We start from the raw sequence: 20,171 nt of genomic DNA, 5'->3' as shown, positions 1-20,171 counted from the left end.
CGGGCGTCACCGTCAATTCTCGCGAACGTGTTTCGGAAGTTTCACCAGGAGCATGAGGATGAGGCCGACCACCAGGACGAGGACGATGCCGAGGATGCCCCAGTACTGGAACCCGAAGATGGCGATGAACAAAGCCCAGAGCCCGGGCGAGAGGAAGCTCGCTGCCCGACCGGTGGTGGCGTAGAGGCCGAAGATCTCACCCTCCCGGCCCGCGGGTGTCACGCGCGCGAGCAGCGACCGGCTTGCGGCCTGGGCGGGCCCGACGAACACTGTCAGCAGTAGCCCCGCGACCCAGAACACCAATTTGCCGGAGTCGTGAAGCACAAAGGTGACGGTACCCGCGATGATCAGGCCCGAGAGGGAGAAGACGATCACGGCTCGCGGGCCGAAGATGTCGTCGAAACGGCCTGCGAGAATCGTGCTGATGCCGGCGACGAGGTTGGCGACGACACCGAACAGCAACACCTCGTTGCTGGTGAACTGGAACGTGACCGCCGCGATGATCGCGCCGAAGGCGAACACTCCGGCCAGGCCGTCGCGGTACACGGCGCTCGCGAGAAGGAACCAGAAGGTGGGTCGGGTCTCGCGGTACAGGCGGGCAACGTCTTTCACGAGCACGCCGTAACTGGCGAAGAACCCGACGTGGGGGCGACCGGTGGCGGGCTCGGCGGCTGGCACATTCAGGAAGATCGGGATGCTGAAGAGCACGGTCCACAGGGCGCAACCGAGCGCGATGACGCGAAACGCCATCCCGTTGTCGGTCGACATGCCGAACCACTCGAGCTGGGTGAAGACGACGACGATGATCAGTGCGACGATTCCGCCGAGGTAGCCGAAGCCCCAGCCGAGCCCACTGATTTTGCCGATCGTCTTGCGCGTCGACACCTGCACGAGCATCGCGTTGTAGTTGACACCTGCAATCTCGCTGAAAACACTTCCGATCGCGATGAGTGCGATGCCGAGGATGAAGAACGGGGGTGACGCCTGCACGAAGAACAGGGCGGCCATGCACAGCACCAGTACCCCAGTGCTGATGCCGAGCCAGAGCTTTCGTCGGCCGGATGCATCGGCTCGCTGGCCCTGGACCGGGGCGATGATCGCGATGAGGGCTCCCGCGACGAAGATGGCGATGCCGTACTGGCTCGACAATTGCGACAGCGCACGGTCGTAGATCGTGTTGCCTGCCCCGAGGGCTGCGATCTCCGGGGGCAGGAATGTATACGTGGTGAGATACAGGGCCGTGAAGACGAAGGTGAGGATGACCGAGTTGAAGGGCTGCGTCGCCCAGTCCCATAGCGCCCACGAGAGAACCTGCCGGCGAGGAATGAGTTTTCCCTCCTGCAGGTCGAGCCCGACGGCAGCGATGGCCCCGGTATTGGCTGCGGCAGGAACCGTCTTCTCAGTCATGGTGACACGCTAGCGGCTGGGGGTATCCGACGGGTGAATGGGTTGCCGCCTGAAACTTGAGTCACTCACACTCAAGTTTCAGCTTCACGACTTGACTCTGCAGCCGTGCGGGTGGAAACTTGACACGGCGTGACTCAAGTTGTCGCATCCAGCTTTCAGAATCATTTGAATCGAAGGAGAAAGAGCACATGGCTCGAGCAGTAGGAATCGACCTCGGAACCACGAACTCCGTAGTGGCCGTCCTCGAAGGTGGAGAACCCACCGTCATCGCCAACGCAGAAGGCTTCCGCACGACCCCATCGGTTGTGGCCTTCACCAAAGACGGCGAGGTGCTGGTCGGTGAAACCGCCAAGCGCCAGGCCGTCACCAACGTCGACCGCACGATCGCCTCAGTCAAGCGCCACATGGGCACCGACTGGAAGGTAGAGATCGACACAAAGAAGTACACCCCGCAGGAGATCTCGGCACGGACCCTCGCCAAGCTCAAGCGCGACGCCGAGCAGTACCTGGGCGAGCCCGTCACCGACGCGGTCATCACTGTCCCCGCATATTTCAATGACGCCGAGCGCCAGGCCACCAAGGAGGCCGGGGAGATCGCGGGGCTCAACGTGCTGCGCATCATCAACGAGCCGACCGCCGCCGCACTCGCATACGGTCTCGACAGGGGCAAGGAAGACGAGCTCATCCTCGTCTTCGACCTCGGTGGTGGAACATTCGACGTATCGCTGCTCGAAGTGGGCAAGGATGACGACTTCTCGACCATCCAGGTCAAGTCGACCTCCGGAGACAACCGTCTCGGTGGAGACGACTGGGACCAGCGCGTCGTCGACTACCTGATCCAGCGCTTCAAGGACTCGACCGGTGTCGATGTCTCAAAGGACAAGATCGCAAAGCAGCGCCTCAAGGAGGCTGCAGAGCAGGCCAAGAAGGAACTGTCGAGCCAGACCAGCACCACGATCCAGCTCCCGTACCTCTCCCTCACGGAGAACGGCCCGGCCAACCTCGACGAGTCGCTCACCCGCGCCAAGTTCGAAGAGTTGACCGCCGACCTGCTCGAGCGCACCCGCAAGCCGTTCAACGACGTGATCAAGGAGGCCGGCGTCAAGCTGGCTGACGTTGCCCACGTCGTGCTGGTCGGTGGATCCACCCGCATGCCTGCTGTCGTCGAGCTCGTCAAGAAGCTGACCGGCGGCAAGGAGCCCAATAAGGGCGTCAACCCTGACGAGGTGGTCGCTGTCGGCGCCGCACTCCAGGCAGGCGTACTGAAGGGCGAGCGCAAGGACGTGCTGCTCATCGATGTCACCCCCCTGAGCCTCGGTATCGAGACCAAGGGCGGCATCATGACCAAGCTCATCGAGCGCAACACCGCCATCCCGACCAAGCGCAGCGAGACGTTCACCACGGCAGACGACAACCAGCCGTCCGTGGCGATCCAGGTCTTCCAGGGCGAGCGTGAGTTCACGCGCGACAACAAGAACCTGGGCACGTTCGAGCTGCAGGGCATCGCACCGGCACCCCGCGGCATCCCGCAGGTCGAGGTCACGTTCGATATCGACGCGAACGGCATCGTGCACGTGTCTGCCAAAGACAAGGGCACCGGCAAGGAGCAGTCGATGACCATCACCGGCGGCTCATCGCTGTCGAAGGATGACATCGAGCGCATGGTTCGCGAGGGTGAAGAGCACGCCGCAGAAGACAAGGCCCGTCGCGAGACCGCAGAGGTTCGCAACACTGCCGAGCAGCTTGCATACTCGACCGACAAGCTCATTAAAGACAACGAGGACAAGCTCCCCGCCGATGTGAAGAGCGACGTGCAGGCGGATGTGGATGCTCTCAAGACGGCGCTTGCTGGCGACGACGAGGCGGCCGTGAAGACCGCATTCGACACTCTGAGCGAAAGCCAGCAGAAGCTCGGACAGGCCATCTACAGCGCATCGCAGGAGCAGGCAGCCCCCGACGCAGGGGCTCCCACCGAAGACAAGGGCAGCGACGAAGACATCGTCGATGCCGAGGTCGTCGACGACGAGGAGCCTTCCGCGGGTTCCGAATCGAAGCCTTCGTCGGACCAGAAGTAGTCATGGCCAACAAAAAGAACAACAACAAGGGCCCAGATGACCCACAACGGCCCGAGGAGCCCATCATCCGCGACAAGCGGAGGGTAGACCCCGAGACCGGCGATATTCGTGAGCCAGCTGACGGGGTGGATGCTTCGGCATCCGCCCCGGCGGCGGGCACGGCCGACACCGCAGCAGCGGATGCTTCGCTCTCGGATGACGACCAGGCACTGCTCGACCAGGCGGCAGCCGACCTCGTCGCCGAGATGCGCTCGGACATGCTCCGTGCGCAAGCCGAGCTCGTCAACTTTCGCACCAGGGTGGAGCGCGACCGTGCTGCCAACCGCGAGGCTGTCATCGCCGAGGTCATCCGATCACTGCTTCCCGCGCTGGACGACCTCGCTCTCGCTGAGGCGCATGGCGACCTCGTCGATGGTGCGCCCATGACGATCGTGGCCCAGAAGCTTCGCGCATCCTTCGAGAAATACGGACTCAAGCAGGTCGGCGTCAAGGGTGAGCCCTTCGACCCCGCGTTCCACGAGGCCGTCGTGCAGTTGCCGAACCCGGATGTCAAGGTCAACACGATCGCTGACGTGATCGCCGCGGGCTACGTGCTCGGCGACAGGCTGGTTCGACCGGCCAAGGTCGCTGTGTTCGTTCCGGCAGACTAGGCCCCAGGCACAACAGGAAACAGGCGGGGGCACAACCATGGCGAGCCAAGACTGGTTCGATAAGGACTTCTACGCGGTACTCGGCGTCTCCAAGACGATCAGCGAGGCCGACCTGAAGAAGACCTATCGCAAGCTCGCTCGGCAGTTTCACCCGGATTCGAACCCGGGTGATCCGAAGGCCGAGGCGAAGTTCAAAGAGATCAGCGAGGCACATTCCGTGCTGTCTGACCCCGAACTTCGCAAAGAGTACGACCAGGTGCGCGCCATGGGCTCCGGCGCCCGGTTCACGGCGGGTGGCCAGCAGGGGGGTGGCTTCGAAGACGTGTTCGGCGGGATGTTCGGGCAGCAGCAGCGCGGAGGCCCCCAGTACGGCGGCGGCCAATCGGGCGCCTCTTTCGAAGACCTCCTCGGTGGCATGTTCGGTGGTGGGGCCGGCAGGGGCAGTTTCGGTTCGACCAGCGGGGGATTCCGTGGGGCTGGCGGACCGTCCAAGGGACGCGACCTCAGCGCCAGCACCACTCTCGACTTCATCACTGCGATTCGCGGAGAGACGATCAAGCTGCAACCGTCCGGTGCGAAGGCGATCAACGTAAAGATCCCCGCCGGGGTCAGCGACGGCCAGAAGATCAGGCTCAAAGGCAAGGGCGAGCCGAGCCCCGACGGCGGGCTCGCGGGTGACCTCGTGCTGTCGATCACCGTGCGCAAGCATCCGGTGTTCGAGCGCGACGGCCAGAACCTGCGAATCGTGATTCCCGTGACCTTCGTCGAGGCGACACTCGGCGCGACAATCGAGGTGCCGACACTGGGCGGTGAATCCGTGAAACTACGGGTGGCGCCCGGCACCCCGAGCGGCAGGATCCTGCGCGTCAAGGAGCGCGGCGTGACATCCCCCAAGGGTGTCGGCGACCTGCTGGCTGAGATCCAGGTCGCGGTTCCCGCAAGACTGACCGAGGATGCCCTCAAGCACCTCGAGGCGTTCGCTGCGGCCATGCCGCGAGACAACCCTCGCGAGGAGCTGCTGGAGAAGGCCGCATCGGCCTGATGGCTGCGGGACTAATGGACGAGTTCTCGCCGCTGTTCGCGATCGCGGTCGCCGCGGAGCTTGCTGGCATGCATCCGCAGACCCTTCGGCAGTATGACCGCATCGGGCTGGTGAAACCGACCCGCACCGCCGGCCAGTCGCGCCGATACTCGATGCGCGACGTGGTGCAGTTGCGCGAGATCGGGGCCATGAGCGCGGAGGGACTCAATCTCGAGGGCATCAGGCGCATCCTCGACCTGGAGAACCATGTGTCCGAGCTGACCGTGCGAGTACGTGAACTGGAGCATGCCCTGTCAAACGAGATGCTGGCGAGGCCGGGCCGGCGAGTGTTTGCGGCCGGGTCTGAGGGCGATGTCGTGTCGCTGCGTGCGGGTGAGCGATCGAAGCGGTCAAACGCCGTCGTGGTGTGGCGCCAGCTCGGGCAGCGTTCGGAATGAGTGCCTTCAGCCTCGACGAATTGCGCCGCTGGCCTGACCTGGAAGCGCCCGAACTGCGGGCCTGGGATACCGCTGACACGTTGATGCTCAACGAAGCAGGTGCCCTGCTGCCCGGTGCCGAGATCACGGTGATCGGTGACGAGTACGGCGCCCTCACGCTGGGTGCGCTCGACCGCGGGGCCGCCAGCGTGCGCGTGCACCAGGATCGGCTCTCGGGCGAACTGGCACTCGCCTCCAACGGTGTTGGAGCCAACAGTGCCGGTACGTTCGTGTCGCTCCCGCTGGATGCGGCGCTGCTCGACGGCGCGACCCTCGTGCTTCTCAGGCTCCCGCGGTCGCTTGATGCGCTCGACGAGATCGCGGCCCTCATCGCCCGGCATGCCGCCCCCGCTGTCGTCGTGATCGCCGGCGGCCGGATCAAGCACATGACCGTCACGATGAATGAGGTGCTGCGTCGGCACTTCGGGAGAGTGGATGTCACGCACGCCGCCCAAAAATCCCGCGCCCTGATCGCGCGCCAGCCGCTGGCAGAAACTGTCGTCGAGCCTCGCCGCAAGTTCGACACCGACCTCGGGCTGTGGGTGGTGGCGACCGGTGGAGTGTTCGCCGGGACATCCGTCGACATCGGAACGCGAGCGCTGGTGGCCGCGATGGGCGACAGGCTCGACCGCGTGGCGCCGTTCGAGTCGGCCGTCGACCTTGGCTGCGGCACGGGAATCCTGGCGGCGTCCCTCGCGCGGCTCAACCCGGCGGCCCGAGTGCTCGCCACCGACGAGTCGGCTGCTGCCGTGGCATCCGCCGCCCTGACCATGCAGGCGAACAGTCTCGACGTGACGGTGACCAGGGATGATGCAGCCTCGACGATTACCGGCCGCAGCGTCGACCTGGTCGTACTCAATCCTCCGTTCCACACCGGTGCGGCAGTGCACTCAGGGGTCTCGGCGAAACTGTTCGAGGCCGCATCGCGCATGCTCAGGCCGGGCGGCGAGCTCTGGACGGTCTTCAACTCGCACCTCGACTACCGGCCAACCCTCGAACGCATCGTCGGCGGAACCCGCCAGATCGAGCGCACCCCCAAGTTCACTGTGACGATGTCGCGCAAGCGGTAGCACGGTGGTCGACAGCACCCAGGGAGTACCGTGATGATCGAGAGAAGGGTTTCATCGTGACCGACCCCATCAACACCACTCCGGCGACGAATCTCTACCAGCCCGTGCCGCCGAAGAACGTCCAGCCGAGGCCCGCGCTTCTTCCGCGCCAGCGGGCGGGTGCGCGACTGGCCGGCATCATCAGCTTCCTGGCCCTGAGCGTCGGATTTTGGATGCTCGGCGTGCCGCTGACGATCCTGGCTGTTGTGGGGCTCATCGGTGCGATGTTTAGCGCCGCCGGTAGCACCTTCGGAAACCTCGACTGGTACCGGCAGGGGAAGGCGATCATCGATCAGCTCGAGCTGGAGGTGTGGATCGTCCCGCTGGGGATCATCGCCGGGGTCGGGCTCGTTCTCATGGTCGTGGCGCTGTTCACCAGCGTGCGCATCCTCAGGTCTCATGATGTGGCGAAGCCGTGGCCTGTCACGTGGGCTGCGACAGGTATCGCGATCGTGGCGAGCTGGATCGTGTCGGCGACGCTCAGCGTTCCGCTGCAGGTCGTCGGTGGTGGGGTCGACGACAACAGTGCACAGTCGCTTCCCATCAGCATCGGCATCGGACTCCTGGGTTTCCTGGTGAGCATCGTGGCGACCGCTGCCGTCGGTTGGTTGTCGTGGTGGCTCGCGGCGCACCTGCTGCGGGCGGCAGACAGTGCAAACACGGCAAACCCGGCAGAAGCACCTACCCGCAATCACGATTAGAAGAAAGAAACACAGCACCATGGCCAACATGCAGGGCGCTCCCGCCAGCGACCAGGAACGAAAATCTGCTCTCGAGACCTACGGCGTCAATCTCACCGACATCGCCAGGAGCGGCAAGCTCGATCCCGTCATCGGCCGGGACGCGGAGATCCGCCGAATCAGCCAGGTTCTGACCCGTCGCACCAAGAACAACCCTGTGCTCATCGGTGAGCCCGGTGTCGGTAAGACCGCGGTCGTCGAAGGTCTCGCCCAGCGGATCGTGGCAGGTGACGTTGCCGACTCGCTCAAAGACAAGCAGCTGGTCTCCCTCGACCTCGCGGCGCTCGTGGCAGGTGCGAAGTACCGCGGCGAGTTCGAGGAGCGGCTGAAGGCCGTGCTCAAGGAGATCAAAGACTCGGATGGCCAGGTCATCACGTTCATCGACGAGCTGCATTCCCTCATGGGAGCGGGCGGTGGAGAGGGATCTGTCGCGGCATCCAACATGCTCAAGCCGATGCTGGCGCGCGGTGAACTGCGTCTCATCGGCGCCACCACCCTCGACGAGTACCGCCAGTACATCGAGAAGGATGCGGCGCTCGAGCGCCGGTTCCAGCAGGTGTTCGTCGGCGAGCCCTCGGTCGAAGACACGGTGGCCATTCTCCGCGGGCTCAAGGAACGTTACGAAGCCCACCACAAGGTCGCCATCGCCGACTCGGCTCTCGTGGCCGCGGCGATCCTCAGCCATCGGTACATCACCGGCCGCAAGCTGCCGGATAAAGCGATCGACCTCATCGACGAGGCGGCATCCAGGCTCAAGATGGAGATCGACTCGAGCCCCGTCGAGATCGACCAGCTGAAGCGTGCCGTCGATCGGCTGCGCATCGAGGAGGTCGCTCTCAAGAAGGAGAAGGACGACGCCTCACGCGCCAGGCTCGAGAAGCTGCGGACAGACCTCGCGACCAGTGGCGCACAGCTCGCGGAGCTCGAGAAGCGGTGGAAGGCGGAGAAGGCTTCGCTCACCGGGGTCGGCAACCTGAAGGCCCAGCTGAATGAGGCCCGCATCCGGCTCGACCGTGCGATGCGCGAGGGTGACTACCAGGCCGCATCGAAGCTGAACTACGAGACCATCCCCGGCATCGAAGCTGCCGTCGTCGAGGCGGAATCGGCGGAACCGATCGGTGACCGCATGGTTAATGACCAGGTGACCGAAGACGATATCGCGAGCGTGGTCGCCGCGTGGACCGGAATCCCGGTCGACAGGCTGACGCAGGGCGAGACCGAGAAGCTCCTGCACCTCGAAACAGAACTCGGCAAGCGGCTGATCGGGCAGAAGGAGGCCGTGCAATCGGTCGCCGAGGCGGTCAGGCGCACGCGTGCCGGCATCTCAGACCCGGATCGGCCGACGGGCTCTTTCCTATTCCTGGGCCCCACCGGCGTCGGCAAGACCGAACTCGCGAAGGCGCTCGCCGAATACCTCTTCGACGATGAGAAAGCCCTCGTGCGCATCGACATGAGCGAGTACGGCGAGAAGCACACGGTCTCGAGGCTCGTTGGATCGCCTCCTGGCTACATCGGTTACGAGCAGGGCGGGCAGCTGACGGAGGCCGTGCGGCGGCGACCCTACTCCGTGATCCTGCTGGACGAGGTCGAGAAGGCGCATCCCGAGGTGTTCGACGTGCTGCTGCAGGTGCTCGACGACGGGCGGCTGACCGATGGGCAGGGTCGCACGGTCGACTTCCGCAACGTCATCCTGATCCTGACCAGCAACCTGGGCAGCCAGTACATCACCGACCAGAACCTTCCGTGGGAGCAGCGCAAGGCGGCGGTCAATGAGCTCGTGCGCCAGACGTTCAAGCCCGAGTTCATCAACCGGCTCGACGACATCGTCGTGTTCTCACCGCTCACGACGGGCGACCTCGGCCAGATCGTCGAACTCTACATCGACCGTCTCGCGAAGCGGCTGACCGGTCGTCGACTCGAACTGGCCGTGACACCGGATGCCCGCAGCTGGCTTGCGGAACGCGGATACGATCCCATATACGGCGCCCGGCCGCTGCGCAGGCTCATGCAGCGCCGAATCGACGACTCCCTCGCGAAGTCACTGCTCTCCGGTGGCATTCGCGACGGCGATACGGTGCTCGTGGAGGTCGACTCCGAGGGCGAAGGGCTCACGGTGGGAAAGCTCCCCACCTAGCGGCCCAGCCCTTCTGCGGTCCCGAGGAAGACGCGCATCGGCAAGCCCACAGGCGCCGAGTACGGCACGTACGACATGACGCCGAGCACGACACGTACGACATGACGCCGAGCACGACCGGGTTATCGAAAAACAGGATGACGAGGAAGTACGGTTCCTGGGCTCATCCTCCTGGGCTCATCCTCCCGGGGGAGGGAGCGCCGGGAGGAGCGCGAGCCCGCGTTAGAAGCCTTCGGGCTGGCGCGGAAGGTACGGGGCGGCCAGTTTTGCCAGCTCTTCACTGGTGAGCTCGAGCTCGACCGACGCGACGGCGTCGCTGAGGTGGTTCGGTTTCGTGGCGCCCACGATCGGCGAGGTCACGGCGGGCTGCTGGCGCACCCAGGCGAGGGCAATTTGGGCACGGGAAACGCCACGATCCTCGGCCACCTCGGCGACGGCATCCACGATCCTGCGGTCACCGGCCTCCTGTTGCCTGTAGAGGACCTGGCCGAACAGGTCGGTTTCGGATCGGGCTGTCGAGTCATCCCAGTCGCGAGTAAGCCTGCCGCGCGCCAGCGGGCTCCAGGGCAGCACGCCCACCCCCTGGTCGAGGCAATACGGCAGCATCTCGCGCTCCTCCTCGCGGTTGAGCAGGTTGTACTGGTCCTGCATGGAGACGAACCGGGTGAAACCGCCGAGGTCGGCCGTGTGCTGTGCGGTCGCGAACTGCCAGGCGAACATGGACGAGGCACCGAGGTAGCGCGCCTTGCCCGCCTTCACCACATCGTGGAGCGCCTCCATGGTCTCGGCGATCGGTGTCAGCGGATCCCAGCGGTGGATCTGGTACAGGTCGACGTGGTCGGTGCCGAGCCTGGCGAGGCTGTGATCGATCTCGGCGAGGATGGCGCGACGAGACAGCCCGCCGCCATTGGCCCCCGGCCTCATCCGGCCATGCACCTTGGTGGCGAGCACGTAGTCGTCCCGGCTGCTGAAATCGCGCAGCGCGCGACCGAGAATCTCTTCGCCGCTGCCATCGGAATACACGTTCGCGGTATCGAATGCGGTGATGCCAGCCTCGAGCGCCTGCCTGATGAGTGGCCGGCTGTCGTCTTCCGACAGAGTCCAGGCGTGCGAGCCGCGCTCCGATTCGCCGAAGCTCATGCAGCCGAGCGTGATGGCCGAGATCTCGAGCCCGGTGTTGCCCAGTCGAACGTATTCCATCATGGTCCTTTCGTGGTGCTTCAAGGTCTGGTCAGGATGTGTCTGGTCAGGATATGTCTGGTCAGGATGTGTCTAATCAGTTGGTGCCTGCCCGGCAACCGTGAGTCCATTCTCGTGCGACAAGACCACCGCGCAGATGCGATCGCGCAGACCCAGTTTCACGCACACCCGGTGCATGCAAACACGGAGGACGTGGATTCTGACGGATGCCTGCCACTCCCACCTGGACGTCCATCACTGATTTGTAGTGGGCGACGACACGGTGGAATTGCAGGATTGTGGAATTCGCGGGCGATCCGCGACCGGTCGAGGGCAACCGCCTCGGCCACACTGGGCTCGCGCTGCCCGTCCAATTCTTCGGTGCGCACGAGGAATTCTGTCCGACCCTTGGCGGCCGCGGACGAAGAATTCCCGGAACAGCATGCACCGCCCAGATGGAGGATGTTCGTCATCACGCTCCGCGGCTCGACCGGGGCATGCGCCTGCTGGTGGAGACAGGCTCACAGCGATGCGGTTCTAGGCGAACACCAGCACCAGGTCGTCGAGCGGCAGACGCTGGCGGTCAGCGACCTCGCGGGAGAGGTAGGGCTCAACCAGGGCTGCAGCATCCCCCCGTGTGCCGATCGCGGTGACGCTCACCGCAACCAGGGTGTCGGCAAGTCCGAAGTGGCGGGCCAGCGCCTGCGGTTCGAATCCACCGATCTGGTGTACGTGCAGGCCATCTGAGTGCGCCTGCACCGAGAGGTGCGCGATCGTCTGGCCAAGGTCGTACTCGGCCCAGCGGTAAGGGGTTCCGTCCGGGCCAGCGGTCACGGCGATACCGACCACGAGGGCAGATGCACGAACCGCCCAGACCTGGTTGAATCCGACAAGCGTGTCGACGATGGCGTCGAATTCTGCGGTGCCGCGTCGAGCTGCGATGAACCTCACGGGCTGCAGGTTCGAGGCCGATGGTGCCCAGCGAGCCGCCTCGAGGAGCGTTGTGAACTGTGCATCGGCGATCTCCGCTGTCGGGTCGAACGACCGGGGGCTCCAGCGTTCGGCGAGCACATCCGCGATGGGATGGCTCGTGATGGCACGACGATCTGACGTGGAAATAGTCATCAATGGATCCTTCCGAGTAGAGACATGTCGGGGCTCCATTGACCCGCATAAGCCAACACTCGATCCGGCTTGCACATTCCCGCCCAGGTTTGAGAGCCGCGGTCAAAAAGCCTAGGCTCGAAATATGCTTGCAACGATAATTCACGGTGAGAAAGACATCCGACTCGAAGAAGTACCGAATCCGGTGCTGTCCAGTGGTGGCGATGCGATCGTCAAGGTCGTCGCGGCCTGCGTCTGCGGCTCCGACCTGTGGCCGTACCGGGGCATCACCCCCACAGACTCTCCCAAGCGAATCGGTCACGAATTCGTCGGCATCGTCGAATCTGTGGGACCGGACGTCAGCACGGTCAAGCCAGGGGATTTCGTCATCGCCCCCTTCTACGACTGCGACATGACGTGCGCCAACTGTCTCAATGGCGTCAGCACCTCGTGCCTGCACGGTGGCTGGTGGGGGTCGGATGACCGCCTCGGCGGTTTTGCAGATGGCGCCCAGGGCGAGCGCGTGCGTGTTCCGCACGCCGACGGCTCGCTCGTGGCGACACCGGGACAGCCCGAGGCTGAGCTCGTGCCGAGCCTGCTCACGCTCGCCGACGTGATGGGAACGGGTCACCATGCCGCGGTCTCGGCCGGCGTCACGGCTGGCAGCACCGTCGTCGTGGTCGGCGATGGAGCGGTAGGGCTCTGCGGAGTGCTCGCGGCGAAGCGGCTCGGGGCTACGCGCATCGTTGCCATGTCGCGTCACGCGGACCGCCAGGCACTGGCTCTCGAATTCGGGGCGACCGACATCGTCGAGGAGCGGGGCGCAGAGGGAATTGCGCGCATCAAGGAGCTCTTTGACGGCATCGGCCCCGACTGCGTGCTCGAGTGCGTTGGTACAACGGAATCCATGGATCAGGCCCTGCGTTCGGTTCGCCCGGGCGGCATGGTCGGATATGTCGGCGTTCCCAATGGTGGTGCCGAGTTGCCGATCGGTTTCATGTTCAGCAACAACGTCGGAGCAAACGGTGGAGTCGCCCCCGTGCGTAACTACATCGAGGAGCTGCTGCCTGAGGTGCTCTCGGGAGCGATCAACCCCGGACGCGTCTTTGACCTCGAGTTGCCACTCGCCGAGGTGGCCGAGGCCTATGCCGCCATGGATGAGCGTCGCGCGATCAAGGTGCTGCTGCGCCCCTGACCCTCCACTAACGCGGCAGAAGACTAACGCGGCACAAGACCAACGCGGCACAAGACCAACGCGGCACAAGACCAACGCGGCACAAGAGCGGCCGATCACAAGACCGGTATCTCGATCTCGCCCAGCAGCACCATAGCTTCGCGCGCTGCGGCGAGATCCTGGTCGTGAACGGCACCGAGAAGCAGTCGCTGTGCGTCGCTGAGCGACTCCAGGTCGATGAAACTGGGCAGGTGCATGCTGCCCAGGCTGAGCAGGTGCACCACAGAGGTGATGGCCCTTTGGAGTGCGGCATTCTCTGATTCGGGGGGAAGCCTCGAGAAGAAATTCAGGTTTGCTTTCGCGATCGGTCGGGCTTCCCGCGCGGGCAGTGCTGCCAGAAACTGCGCGTTGTCGCGGAGCATCACGTTGTAGGTGCGCTCAGGGGCGCGAGGTACCACCTCGGTGACGAGAACCGAATACAGGGCTCGCCACACGATGTAGGCGTGCTGAGTCTGCTCTGGGGTGACATCCACGATGCGTGTGAACCTGCCGGACGAGGCTTCGATCAACCCGATCTCGCGCAGGCGCTGGATCGCCTCCCTCACCGGGGTACGTGACACACCGAACTGCTCGGCGATGTTGCTATCGCTGATGTGCTGGCCGGGAAGCAGCGTTCCGTCCTGGATCGCGGTGAGCACACGATCGAACACGGTCGTGACCACTTTGCTGTTGGTGATGACCGATGCATCCTGCCCCATCATGGGGCGGCGATCCGCGCTCATCCCATGATCATAAACTCTGGGGCCCGCTTCTCCAATGACTTTTCCTCAAGAGGTGTTCGTCACGTGGAGTACGGACCCTATAGGAACATCGGCCGATCGTCGTCGTCTTTCACATCGACGGCCAGGTCGACGCTGACCGGCACGTGATCGCTCGGTCCGTCACCCTTCCGTTCCTCGCGGTGGATTTTCGGCTCAGAGACAAGAGCATCGAATGCGGCAGACCCGAGGATGAAGTCGATGCGCATACCTTCGTTGCGCGGAAACCTGAGCTGCTGGTAGTCCCAATAGGTATAGCCCTCGATGCCACGGCTGCGGAGCGCATCGGTCAGGCCGGCGTCTTCGAATGCGGTGAAGGCATCGCGCTCAGGCTGGCTGATGTGGGTGCGCCCTTCGAATGCGGCGATGTCCCACACGTCGATGTCGAGCGGAGCGATGTTGAAATCGCCCATAAGCGCCAGCGGCTGGTTCGTGTTGGCGGCCAGCCAGCCGCGGGTCTCGGTGGCGAGGTTTGCGAGCCATTCGAGTTTGTAGGGGTAGTGCGGATTATCGAGCTCCCGGCCATTGGGCACGTAAAGGCTCCACAGGCGCACGCCGTTGACCGTCACGCCGAGCGCCCGGGCCTCCTGCGGGATCGAGCCGTCATCGTCGGGCTTGCCGAAACCCGGTGCGCTGGGAAACCCGACCGTCACGTCCTCCATGGGAAGCCTGCTGGCGAAGGCGACACCGTTCCACTGGCTCAGCCCGTGAAGCTCGACCTCGTAGCCGGCTTCGGTGAACTGCTCGAAGGGGAACTGGGATTCCTTGCACTTGATCTCCTGCATCCCAAGAACGTCTACGTCTTCACGCAGCATCCAATCGACGACCCTGCCGACTCGGCTTCTGATCGAATTCACATTCCAGGTGGCAACTCGCATGCACCAACGGTAGCCCGATGCGCTGACGAGAGACGCGCGACCAGGGTGCGAACCACGCCCGTGTCTCCCCCTAACTGGGCCGCGACAGCTCTATGCGCTCGCCAATACTGTGGGCAGGTGCCAAAGCTCGACGATCTCCAGGACGATGATGCGCAGGAGGACGATTCCCAGGAGGATGATGCGACAACCGCCACCCCCGTGGAGACCAGGCGGGCCGTGATCATCACCGTCGTCGCGCTTCTCGCGATCGTCGTCTCGAGTTTGTTGTTCGTCTTCGCAGACGGAGCCGGGTGAACGGCGGATGATCAGTCGGTAGTGTGGGTTTGTGACAGACGCGCGGCAGAAACTCATCGACTACATCTCGGCCGACGCCGTGTTCCATGGTGACTTCATCCTCACCAGCGGCAAGAAGGCGACCTACTACGTCGACCTGCGCAGGGTGAGTCTCGACCATAGGGTCGCACCCCTCATCGGCCAGGTGATGCTCGACCTCATCGCCGATGTCGCCGGCGTGCGCGCCGTGGGCGGGATGACTATGGGAGCCGACCCCGTCGCATCCGCGATCATGCACCAGGGTGCAGCGCGGGGGCTTTCCTACGATGCCTTTGTCGTGCGCAAGGAGCCGAAAGACCACGGTCGCGGCAAGCAGGTGGAGGGGCCGGATCTCGCGGGCCAGCGGGTGATCGTGCTCGAAGACACGTCGACGACTGGCGGTTCGCCGCTGGCCGCGATAGAGGCGTTGCTCAGGGTGGGTGCCGAGATCGCGGCGGTCGCTGTGGTCGTCGACCGTGACACCGGCGCTCGAGAGCGCATCGAAGCTGCGGGATATCCCTACCTCGCCGCCATCGGATTGGCGGATCTGGGTCTCGCCCCGTGACAGATGGCCGGGGCTCGGATGATCGGGGATCAGATGGCCAAGGGTCGGAAGGTCGAGGATCAGGCGGGTTCCGCTGGAACCTGACTCCCGGCGCATCTGGCGATGAGCGACCCGGGCCTGACCCTGAAAATACTGCTCCTGAAGCTCCTGAAGCTCCTGTCGACAACTGGGATGTGCCCACAGCTGCGTCACCGATCATCGCGCGATCGGTCTTTCCGCTTGGTCCTCCCTTAGGAACTCCCGCACTCCTGCCCCCTCCCTTTGTGCCGCCACCCGCTGCACTCGAGGCGCCGCTCGCTGCACCCCCGCTCCCACCCCCGCTCGATACAGCTCTCGAGGGGGTGACCGAGGTGTTGGGCGTCCACCCTGTCGGACTCGCCGATCCCGTGGATGAAGGGCCCGAGACATCCGCCATCGACGTGCTGTTCGGTGAGTCGAAATTCGTCGACTACGACGCCGGACCGGCCGCTGCCGGTTTACTGGTGCCGCCTGCCACGACGGCAATGAGTTCAACGACAGCGCTGTCTTCAACGGGCGCCTTTCCTTCGACGGGAGCATTGCCTCCAACGGGAGCACTGCCTCCGACCGCGCTTCCAAGCTTTTTGCCGCCCATGTCTTCGCTCCCGTTCGAGGCCCAGCCGCCGCTTCCGGCATCGGCAATGGCGCTCTACGAAGGCCCTCGCCCGCCAGCGCCGAGCTCGGCCGCCCCACGCACGATGCCGCGACCGCAGAAGGTTCTCCTGTGGGTCGCCGGCGCGCTCGTCGCCTGTCTCGCCCTCATTGCCCTGTTCCTGCTCGGCATGCGGATCGGGCAGAGCTCGCCCGCAGCCGAGCAGGCCCCAGTTCCCGCCTCAACACCCAGCGCAACGGTGCCAGCGGAGCCGGTCGCGACAGCCGGTCCTGTTGCGCCGGGCGACCACTCCTGGGATGAGCTTCTCGGTGGTGAATGCCTCACCCCCTACGAGTCACCGTGGCAGGACACCCACACGGTCGTCGATTGCGCCGATGTCCACACCGCGCAGATGTTGTCGAGGGTCACGCTTCCGGATGCTGCCGGCGCTCCGTATCCCGCGCCAGCCGTCCTGCAGTCGACCATCACGGGCGCGTGCGCGGCGACCACCGTCCTCGACTATGCGGCGGCCGGAGCGGTCGACGACATCCAGCTCGAGGCGAGCTATCCCGCGACCGCGGAAAATTGGGATGCCGGAGAACGCACCACGTACTGCTTCGTCACCCGCGCGGGTGGGGGAGACCTGACCGGGTCACTCGCTGTCCCGGCAGCATGACGTCGGTTGCGCCCGGGATGACGTGAGCTCCCAGTAACAAGTACTGACTAATCCATTTCTGATTCAACGGGCTCGCTTGACAGCAGGTCTGCGACGCTGTCCAGGATTTCATCCGGGCGGAACGGATACCGGTCGATTTCGGCCTGGTCGCTGATGCCGGTGAGAACGAGGATCGTGTGGAGCCCGGCCTCGATGCCGGCGATGATGTCTGTGTCCATGCGATCCCCGATCATTCCGGTGTTTTCGCTGTGGGCACCGATCTTGTTCATCGCGGAACGGAACATCATCGGGTTGGGCTTGCCGACAACGTAAGGCTCCTTGCCGGTGGCCTTCGTGATGAGGGCGGCGACGGCTCCCGTGGCGGGGAGCGGTCCGTCTGCGCTGGGCCCCGTGGCATCCGGATTCGTCACAATGAATCTCGAGCCAGCTCCGATGAGCCGGATGGCCTTGGTGATGGCGTCGAACGAATAGTTGCGCGTCTCACCGATGACGACATAGTCGGGGTCGCTCTCGGTCATGATGAAGCCGGCTTCGTGCAGCGCCGTCGTGATGCCGGCCTCGCCGATGACGAAAGTGGTGCCGCCGGGCATCTGGGATTTGAGGAAGTCGGCGGTGGCGAGCGCGGAAGTCCAGAGATATTCCTCGGGAACATGGAGGCCGGATGCCTTCAGTCGTGCACTCAGATCGCGCGGGGTGAAGATCGAGTTGTTCGTGAGCACGAGGTACGGCTTGCCCTCGTCGCGCCACTGCTGCAGCAACTCTGCAGCGCCTGGCACCGGATGATTCTCATGGACGAGAACGCCGTCCATGTCGGTGAGCCAGCATTCGATGTCTCTACGATCTCTCATGCGGCCATCGTACCCGGGGGCTTAGTGAGAAGAGGGGGCGTGGCTGCAGAGGCGCCTTTACGAGAAGGTGGCGCGGCCTTCGAGCCGTTGGCGCATGACGGCGATCGCCTCCGGGTTCTCATCGACCAGCAGGAAACGGCGGTCGAGCTGTCCGGCGACTGCTCCGGTCGTGCCGCTGCCGGCGAAGAAGTCGAGCACCCAGTCACCCGGGGCGCTGGACGCCTGGATGATGCGCCGGATGATGCCCTCGGGTTTCTGCGTCGCGTATCCGGTCTTCTCCCTCCCCGTTGGCGACACGATCGTGTGCCACCAGACGTCGGTGGGAAGTTTGCCGCGAGCCGCTTTCTCGGCCGTGACCAGCCCCGGCGCCATGTACGGCTCCCTGTCGACAGCGGCATTGTCGAAGAAGTAGGTCGCGGGGTTCTTCACATAAACGAGGATCGTGTCGTGCTTCGACGGCCACTTCTTGGTAGCCCTCGCCCCGTAGTCGTAGGCCCAGATGATCTCGTTGAGGAAGTTCTGCCGACCGAACAGGGCGTCGAGGATCACTTTTGCGTAGTGAGATTCGCGAAAGTCGAGGTGGAGGTAAAGGGTGCCACGGTCATCCAGTAGCCGCCAGGCCTCGATGAGCCGCGGCTCGAGGAAAGCCCAGTAGTCGGCAAACGTGTCGTCGTATTTTGTGAGGGTGCCTTTGATGGTCTCGTAGCTGCGTCCCTGGAATCCGGTGCGCGCTCCATCGCTGCTGCGTTTGGTCGTGATGGCCTGGCGTTGCTGGGTGCGACCCGTGTTGAAGGGTGGATCGAGGTAGATCAGTCTGAAGCTCTCGTCCGGCAGCGCGGAGATCACGGGAAGGTTGTTGCCGTGGATGACGCGGTTGGGTCCGTCGGCGCTCCAGAGTGTGAGGTGCGCGGGGTCCATGGTGTGAGATTAACAGGTAGCGACTTCCGTCACGCGGCGGCGGACCCGATCCTGAGAGCGGGATTGGTGAGGTAGGTGCGTCCGAGGGGGGACGTCCATTGCAGTACCCCGCCGTCGAGCTGCTCGACAGACCATCGCGTGTGGTGTTTCACGTGGTGATGACCCGGACACAGGTGAGCCAGGTTGTCGTGATCGGTGGGCCCGCGGGTTTGCCAGTCGACGGTGTGGTCGAGGTCGCAATTGCCGGCGAGCCGGCCGCACCCGGGGAAGCGGCAGGTTTCGTCTCTCACGCGGAGATAGCGACGCAGGTCGACCGGAGGTGAATACCTGTCGCGGCCGACCGAAAGCACCGCGCCGGTCTCGGGGTGCGTCAGGATGCGCGTGAATCCCGGCGCCGTAGCGGCCAACTCGCGGGCGATCCGGGCGTCGATCGGGCCGAAGCCTTCGAGCGTCGCCGGCGGAGAATCGAGGCCGAGAAGCGCGAGCACCGGAACGGTGACCATCACTGTCGCCCTGATTCCCCCGCCGATGCTGTGCTGGCCGTCGGGGGAGACGATCTCGCCATCGACGAGCAGATCCACCAGCACATCTGACATGAGCTGGGTACGGGTGCGCTGCTCCGTCTTGCTCGTGGGGCTGCCGGTCTTGTTCGCGGGGCTGCCGGTCTTGCTCGCGAGGCTGCCTGCGAGGTCCCACAGCCGATTGTGGATCGCGATGGCGTCTGCCGCCGGAAGGTAGGCGCTGAGCCAGGCCATTCCGTCGCGCGCAGGAGTGACGGAAACCGACCGATCGACAGCGCTCGCGGTGTGGCGAGCCTCGATGGACTCCGGATGCATCCGCTCACGTTGCACGCGCGCCGCGCGTTCGAACCGCGCGACAGTGAGCGTGCGGGCAGCGGGAAGGACTGCAGTCTCGAAGTCTCCGGCAGTTTCTTCAGGAAGGCTGGCCGCATGGTCGGCGATGGACTGCGCGTGCCGGTAGCTGATCTCTCCCTTCTCGAGGGCATCGAGAGTGGACGGAAGTCGAGTGGCGAGCAGGGCACTGTGGGCGACCAGTGTCTCGGTGGATCGTTCGGGAAGCCGGAGTGCACACGCGAGTTCGGTCACGAGTTCGCGGTGAGCGACGGTTGCGGCATCCCATCCACCTGGGCGGTCTGAAGCGGAACACTGAGGCGCGGTCGTTCTCGCGCTGAGTTCGCTGAGCGATCGAGCCTGGTCGATCAGCCGGGCGCGGTAGGCAGTGATGGAGGCCATCATTTGGTCGGCCGCAACGATCGCATCGATCAACTCGGCCATCGTGTCGCTGAGAGCCCCACCGAGAGAGTCGCCTGCCTGGGGTGCACTGACAGCAGCGGCGTCAAGAGGCGCGAAACTCACTGCGGCGACTGCTGCTGTCATAACTGAAGTAGACATCGCACCACCGACATTCCGACCGTCAATTCCGAGGCCAGAAAAAC

Annotated in this window: 19 protein-coding genes; 11 read left to right on the top strand and 8 right to left on the bottom strand. The window is 64.5% G+C overall.

Features of this window, described 5'->3' with window-relative positions:
- Window positions 1-12: 12 nt before the first annotated feature.
- The gene (locus tag IEW81_RS06730) at window positions 13-1,407 is read right to left on the bottom strand and encodes an MFS transporter (RefSeq protein ID WP_097059872.1); all 1,395 of its coding nucleotides are present in this window, start codon (window positions 1,405-1,407) and stop codon (window positions 13-15) included.
- 188 nt (window positions 1,408-1,595) lie between these two features.
- Between IEW81_RS06730 and dnaK the strand changes: the two genes are divergently transcribed.
- The 7 genes from dnaK to IEW81_RS06695 are packed head-to-tail and all read left to right on the top strand — an operon-like array spanning window position 1,596 to window position 9,633.
- A complete protein-coding gene (gene dnaK / locus IEW81_RS06725) occupies window positions 1,596-3,482 on the top strand; it encodes a molecular chaperone DnaK (protein WP_097059873.1) in 1,887 nt (628 codons plus the stop codon).
- A gap of 2 nt (window positions 3,483-3,484) precedes the next feature.
- On the top strand, window positions 3,485-4,132 hold the full coding sequence (locus IEW81_RS06720) for a nucleotide exchange factor GrpE (protein WP_097059874.1): 648 nt from the start codon (window positions 3,485-3,487) through the stop codon (window positions 4,130-4,132).
- Between the two features lie 37 nt (window positions 4,133-4,169).
- On the top strand, window positions 4,170-5,174 hold the full coding sequence (locus tag IEW81_RS06715; RefSeq protein ID WP_097059875.1) for a DnaJ C-terminal domain-containing protein: 1,005 nt from the start codon (window positions 4,170-4,172) through the stop codon (window positions 5,172-5,174).
- Between the two features lie 14 nt (window positions 5,175-5,188).
- On the top strand, window positions 5,189-5,611 hold the full coding sequence (locus tag IEW81_RS06710) for a heat shock protein transcriptional repressor HspR (protein ID WP_097059876.1): 423 nt from the start codon (window positions 5,189-5,191) through the stop codon (window positions 5,609-5,611).
- Window positions 5,608-6,720 (top strand): class I SAM-dependent methyltransferase, encoded by a 1,113-nt coding sequence (locus IEW81_RS06705; protein WP_097060369.1) that lies wholly within the window; start codon window positions 5,608-5,610, stop codon window positions 6,718-6,720. Before IEW81_RS06710 ends, IEW81_RS06705 begins: the two co-directional genes overlap by 4 nt.
- Window positions 6,721-6,776: 56 nt before the next feature.
- A complete protein-coding gene (locus IEW81_RS06700) occupies window positions 6,777-7,460 on the top strand; it encodes a hypothetical protein (RefSeq protein WP_097059877.1) in 684 nt (227 codons plus the stop codon).
- A 19-nt stretch (window positions 7,461-7,479) separates the two neighbouring features.
- Entirely contained in the window at window positions 7,480-9,633 is a 2,154-nt protein-coding gene (locus tag IEW81_RS06695; protein ID WP_097059878.1) for an ATP-dependent Clp protease ATP-binding subunit, read from the top strand.
- A 222-nt stretch (window positions 9,634-9,855) separates the two neighbouring features.
- Here IEW81_RS06695 and IEW81_RS06690 read toward each other — a convergent pair whose 3' ends face one another.
- The gene (locus tag IEW81_RS06690) at window positions 9,856-10,833 is read right to left on the bottom strand and encodes an aldo/keto reductase (protein WP_097060370.1); all 978 of its coding nucleotides are present in this window, start codon (window positions 10,831-10,833) and stop codon (window positions 9,856-9,858) included.
- A gap of 516 nt (window positions 10,834-11,349) precedes the next feature.
- On the bottom strand, window positions 11,350-11,937 hold the full coding sequence (locus IEW81_RS06685; RefSeq protein ID WP_097059879.1) for a nitroreductase family protein: 588 nt from the start codon (window positions 11,935-11,937) through the stop codon (window positions 11,350-11,352).
- A 124-nt stretch (window positions 11,938-12,061) separates the two neighbouring features.
- Here IEW81_RS06685 and IEW81_RS06680 point away from each other — a divergent pair, with 124 nt between their 5' ends.
- Window positions 12,062-13,111, top strand: a complete 1,050-nt coding sequence (locus IEW81_RS06680; RefSeq protein WP_097059880.1) for a zinc-dependent alcohol dehydrogenase family protein — start codon at window positions 12,062-12,064, stop codon at window positions 13,109-13,111.
- Window positions 13,112-13,206: 95 nt separating this feature from the next.
- Here IEW81_RS06680 and IEW81_RS06675 read toward each other — a convergent pair whose 3' ends face one another.
- Window positions 13,207-13,872 carry a GntR family transcriptional regulator gene (locus IEW81_RS06675; protein ID WP_097059881.1) on the bottom strand — a complete coding sequence of 222 codons (666 nt, stop codon included), beginning with the start codon at window positions 13,870-13,872 and terminating at the stop codon, window positions 13,207-13,209.
- A gap of 77 nt (window positions 13,873-13,949) precedes the next feature.
- Window positions 13,950-14,786: an exodeoxyribonuclease III gene (locus tag IEW81_RS06670; protein WP_097059882.1), complete on the bottom strand. Its 837-nt coding sequence runs from the start codon at window positions 14,784-14,786 to the stop codon at window positions 13,950-13,952.
- A 117-nt stretch (window positions 14,787-14,903) separates the two neighbouring features.
- Between IEW81_RS06670 and IEW81_RS06665 the strand changes: the two genes are divergently transcribed.
- From IEW81_RS06665 to IEW81_RS06655, 3 genes are all read left to right on the top strand, one after another.
- The gene (locus IEW81_RS06665; RefSeq protein ID WP_179691770.1) at window positions 14,904-15,080 is read left to right on the top strand and encodes a hypothetical protein; all 177 of its coding nucleotides are present in this window, start codon (window positions 14,904-14,906) and stop codon (window positions 15,078-15,080) included.
- 31 nt (window positions 15,081-15,111) lie between these two features.
- Window positions 15,112-15,663, top strand: coding sequence for an orotate phosphoribosyltransferase (gene pyrE, locus IEW81_RS06660; protein WP_097059883.1), 552 nt, complete (start codon window positions 15,112-15,114; stop codon window positions 15,661-15,663).
- Between the two features lie 341 nt (window positions 15,664-16,004).
- Complete coding sequence (locus tag IEW81_RS06655; protein ID WP_188732694.1) at window positions 16,005-16,949, top strand: septum formation family protein; 945 nt, start codon at window positions 16,005-16,007, stop codon at window positions 16,947-16,949.
- Between the two features lie 47 nt (window positions 16,950-16,996).
- Here IEW81_RS06655 and IEW81_RS06650 read toward each other — a convergent pair whose 3' ends face one another.
- From IEW81_RS06650 to IEW81_RS06640, 3 genes are read right to left on the bottom strand one after another with little or no spacing between them, the layout of a single operon-like run.
- Entirely contained in the window at window positions 16,997-17,797 is an 801-nt protein-coding gene (locus IEW81_RS06650) for an HAD-IIA family hydrolase (RefSeq protein ID WP_097059885.1), read from the bottom strand.
- 57 nt (window positions 17,798-17,854) lie between these two features.
- Complete coding sequence (locus IEW81_RS06645; protein ID WP_097059886.1) at window positions 17,855-18,715, bottom strand: DNA-methyltransferase; 861 nt, start codon at window positions 18,713-18,715, stop codon at window positions 17,855-17,857.
- 29 nt (window positions 18,716-18,744) lie between these two features.
- On the bottom strand, window positions 18,745-20,112 hold the full coding sequence (locus IEW81_RS06640; protein WP_179691772.1) for an HNH endonuclease signature motif containing protein: 1,368 nt from the start codon (window positions 20,110-20,112) through the stop codon (window positions 18,745-18,747).
- Between the last annotated feature and the right edge of the window lie 59 nt (window positions 20,113-20,171).

The organism is Salinibacterium xinjiangense (assembly GCF_014645015.1).
Taxonomy (GTDB): Bacteria; Actinomycetota; Actinomycetes; order Actinomycetales; family Microbacteriaceae; genus Rhodoglobus; species Rhodoglobus xinjiangensis.
The sequence above is the reverse complement of the archived record's forward strand: the minus strand, read 5'-3'. Positions and strand labels throughout refer to the sequence as shown.

Bases quoted from the DNA above. Each gene is read 5' to 3' on its own strand.
- IEW81_RS06730 (WP_097059872.1), bottom strand. From the start codon at position 1,407: ATGACTGAGAAGACGGTTCCTGCCGCAGCCAATACCGGGGCCATCGCT.
- dnaK (WP_097059873.1), top strand. From the start codon at position 1,596: ATGGCTCGAGCAGTAGGAATCGACCTCGGAACCACGAACTCCGTAGTG.
- IEW81_RS06720 (WP_097059874.1), top strand. From the start codon at position 3,485: ATGGCCAACAAAAAGAACAACAACAAGGGCCCAGATGACCCACAACGG.
- IEW81_RS06715 (WP_097059875.1), top strand. From the start codon at position 4,170: ATGGCGAGCCAAGACTGGTTCGATAAGGACTTCTACGCGGTACTCGGC.
- IEW81_RS06710 (WP_097059876.1), top strand. From the start codon at position 5,189: ATGGACGAGTTCTCGCCGCTGTTCGCGATCGCGGTCGCCGCGGAGCTT.
- IEW81_RS06705 (WP_097060369.1), top strand. From the start codon at position 5,608: ATGAGTGCCTTCAGCCTCGACGAATTGCGCCGCTGGCCTGACCTGGAA.
- IEW81_RS06695 (WP_097059878.1), top strand. From the start codon at position 7,480: ATGGCCAACATGCAGGGCGCTCCCGCCAGCGACCAGGAACGAAAATCT.
- IEW81_RS06690 (WP_097060370.1), bottom strand. From the start codon at position 10,833: ATGGAATACGTTCGACTGGGCAACACCGGGCTCGAGATCTCGGCCATC.
- IEW81_RS06685 (WP_097059879.1), bottom strand. From the start codon at position 11,937: ATGACTATTTCCACGTCAGATCGTCGTGCCATCACGAGCCATCCCATC.
- IEW81_RS06680 (WP_097059880.1), top strand. From the start codon at position 12,062: ATGCTTGCAACGATAATTCACGGTGAGAAAGACATCCGACTCGAAGAA.
- IEW81_RS06675 (WP_097059881.1), bottom strand. From the start codon at position 13,872: ATGAGCGCGGATCGCCGCCCCATGATGGGGCAGGATGCATCGGTCATC.
- IEW81_RS06670 (WP_097059882.1), bottom strand. From the start codon at position 14,786: ATGCGAGTTGCCACCTGGAATGTGAATTCGATCAGAAGCCGAGTCGGC.
- IEW81_RS06650 (WP_097059885.1), bottom strand. From the start codon at position 17,797: ATGAGAGATCGTAGAGACATCGAATGCTGGCTCACCGACATGGACGGC.
- IEW81_RS06645 (WP_097059886.1), bottom strand. From the start codon at position 18,715: ATGGACCCCGCGCACCTCACACTCTGGAGCGCCGACGGACCCAACCGC.
- IEW81_RS06640 (WP_179691772.1), bottom strand. From the start codon at position 20,112: ATGACAGCAGCAGTCGCCGCAGTGAGTTTCGCGCCTCTTGACGCCGCT.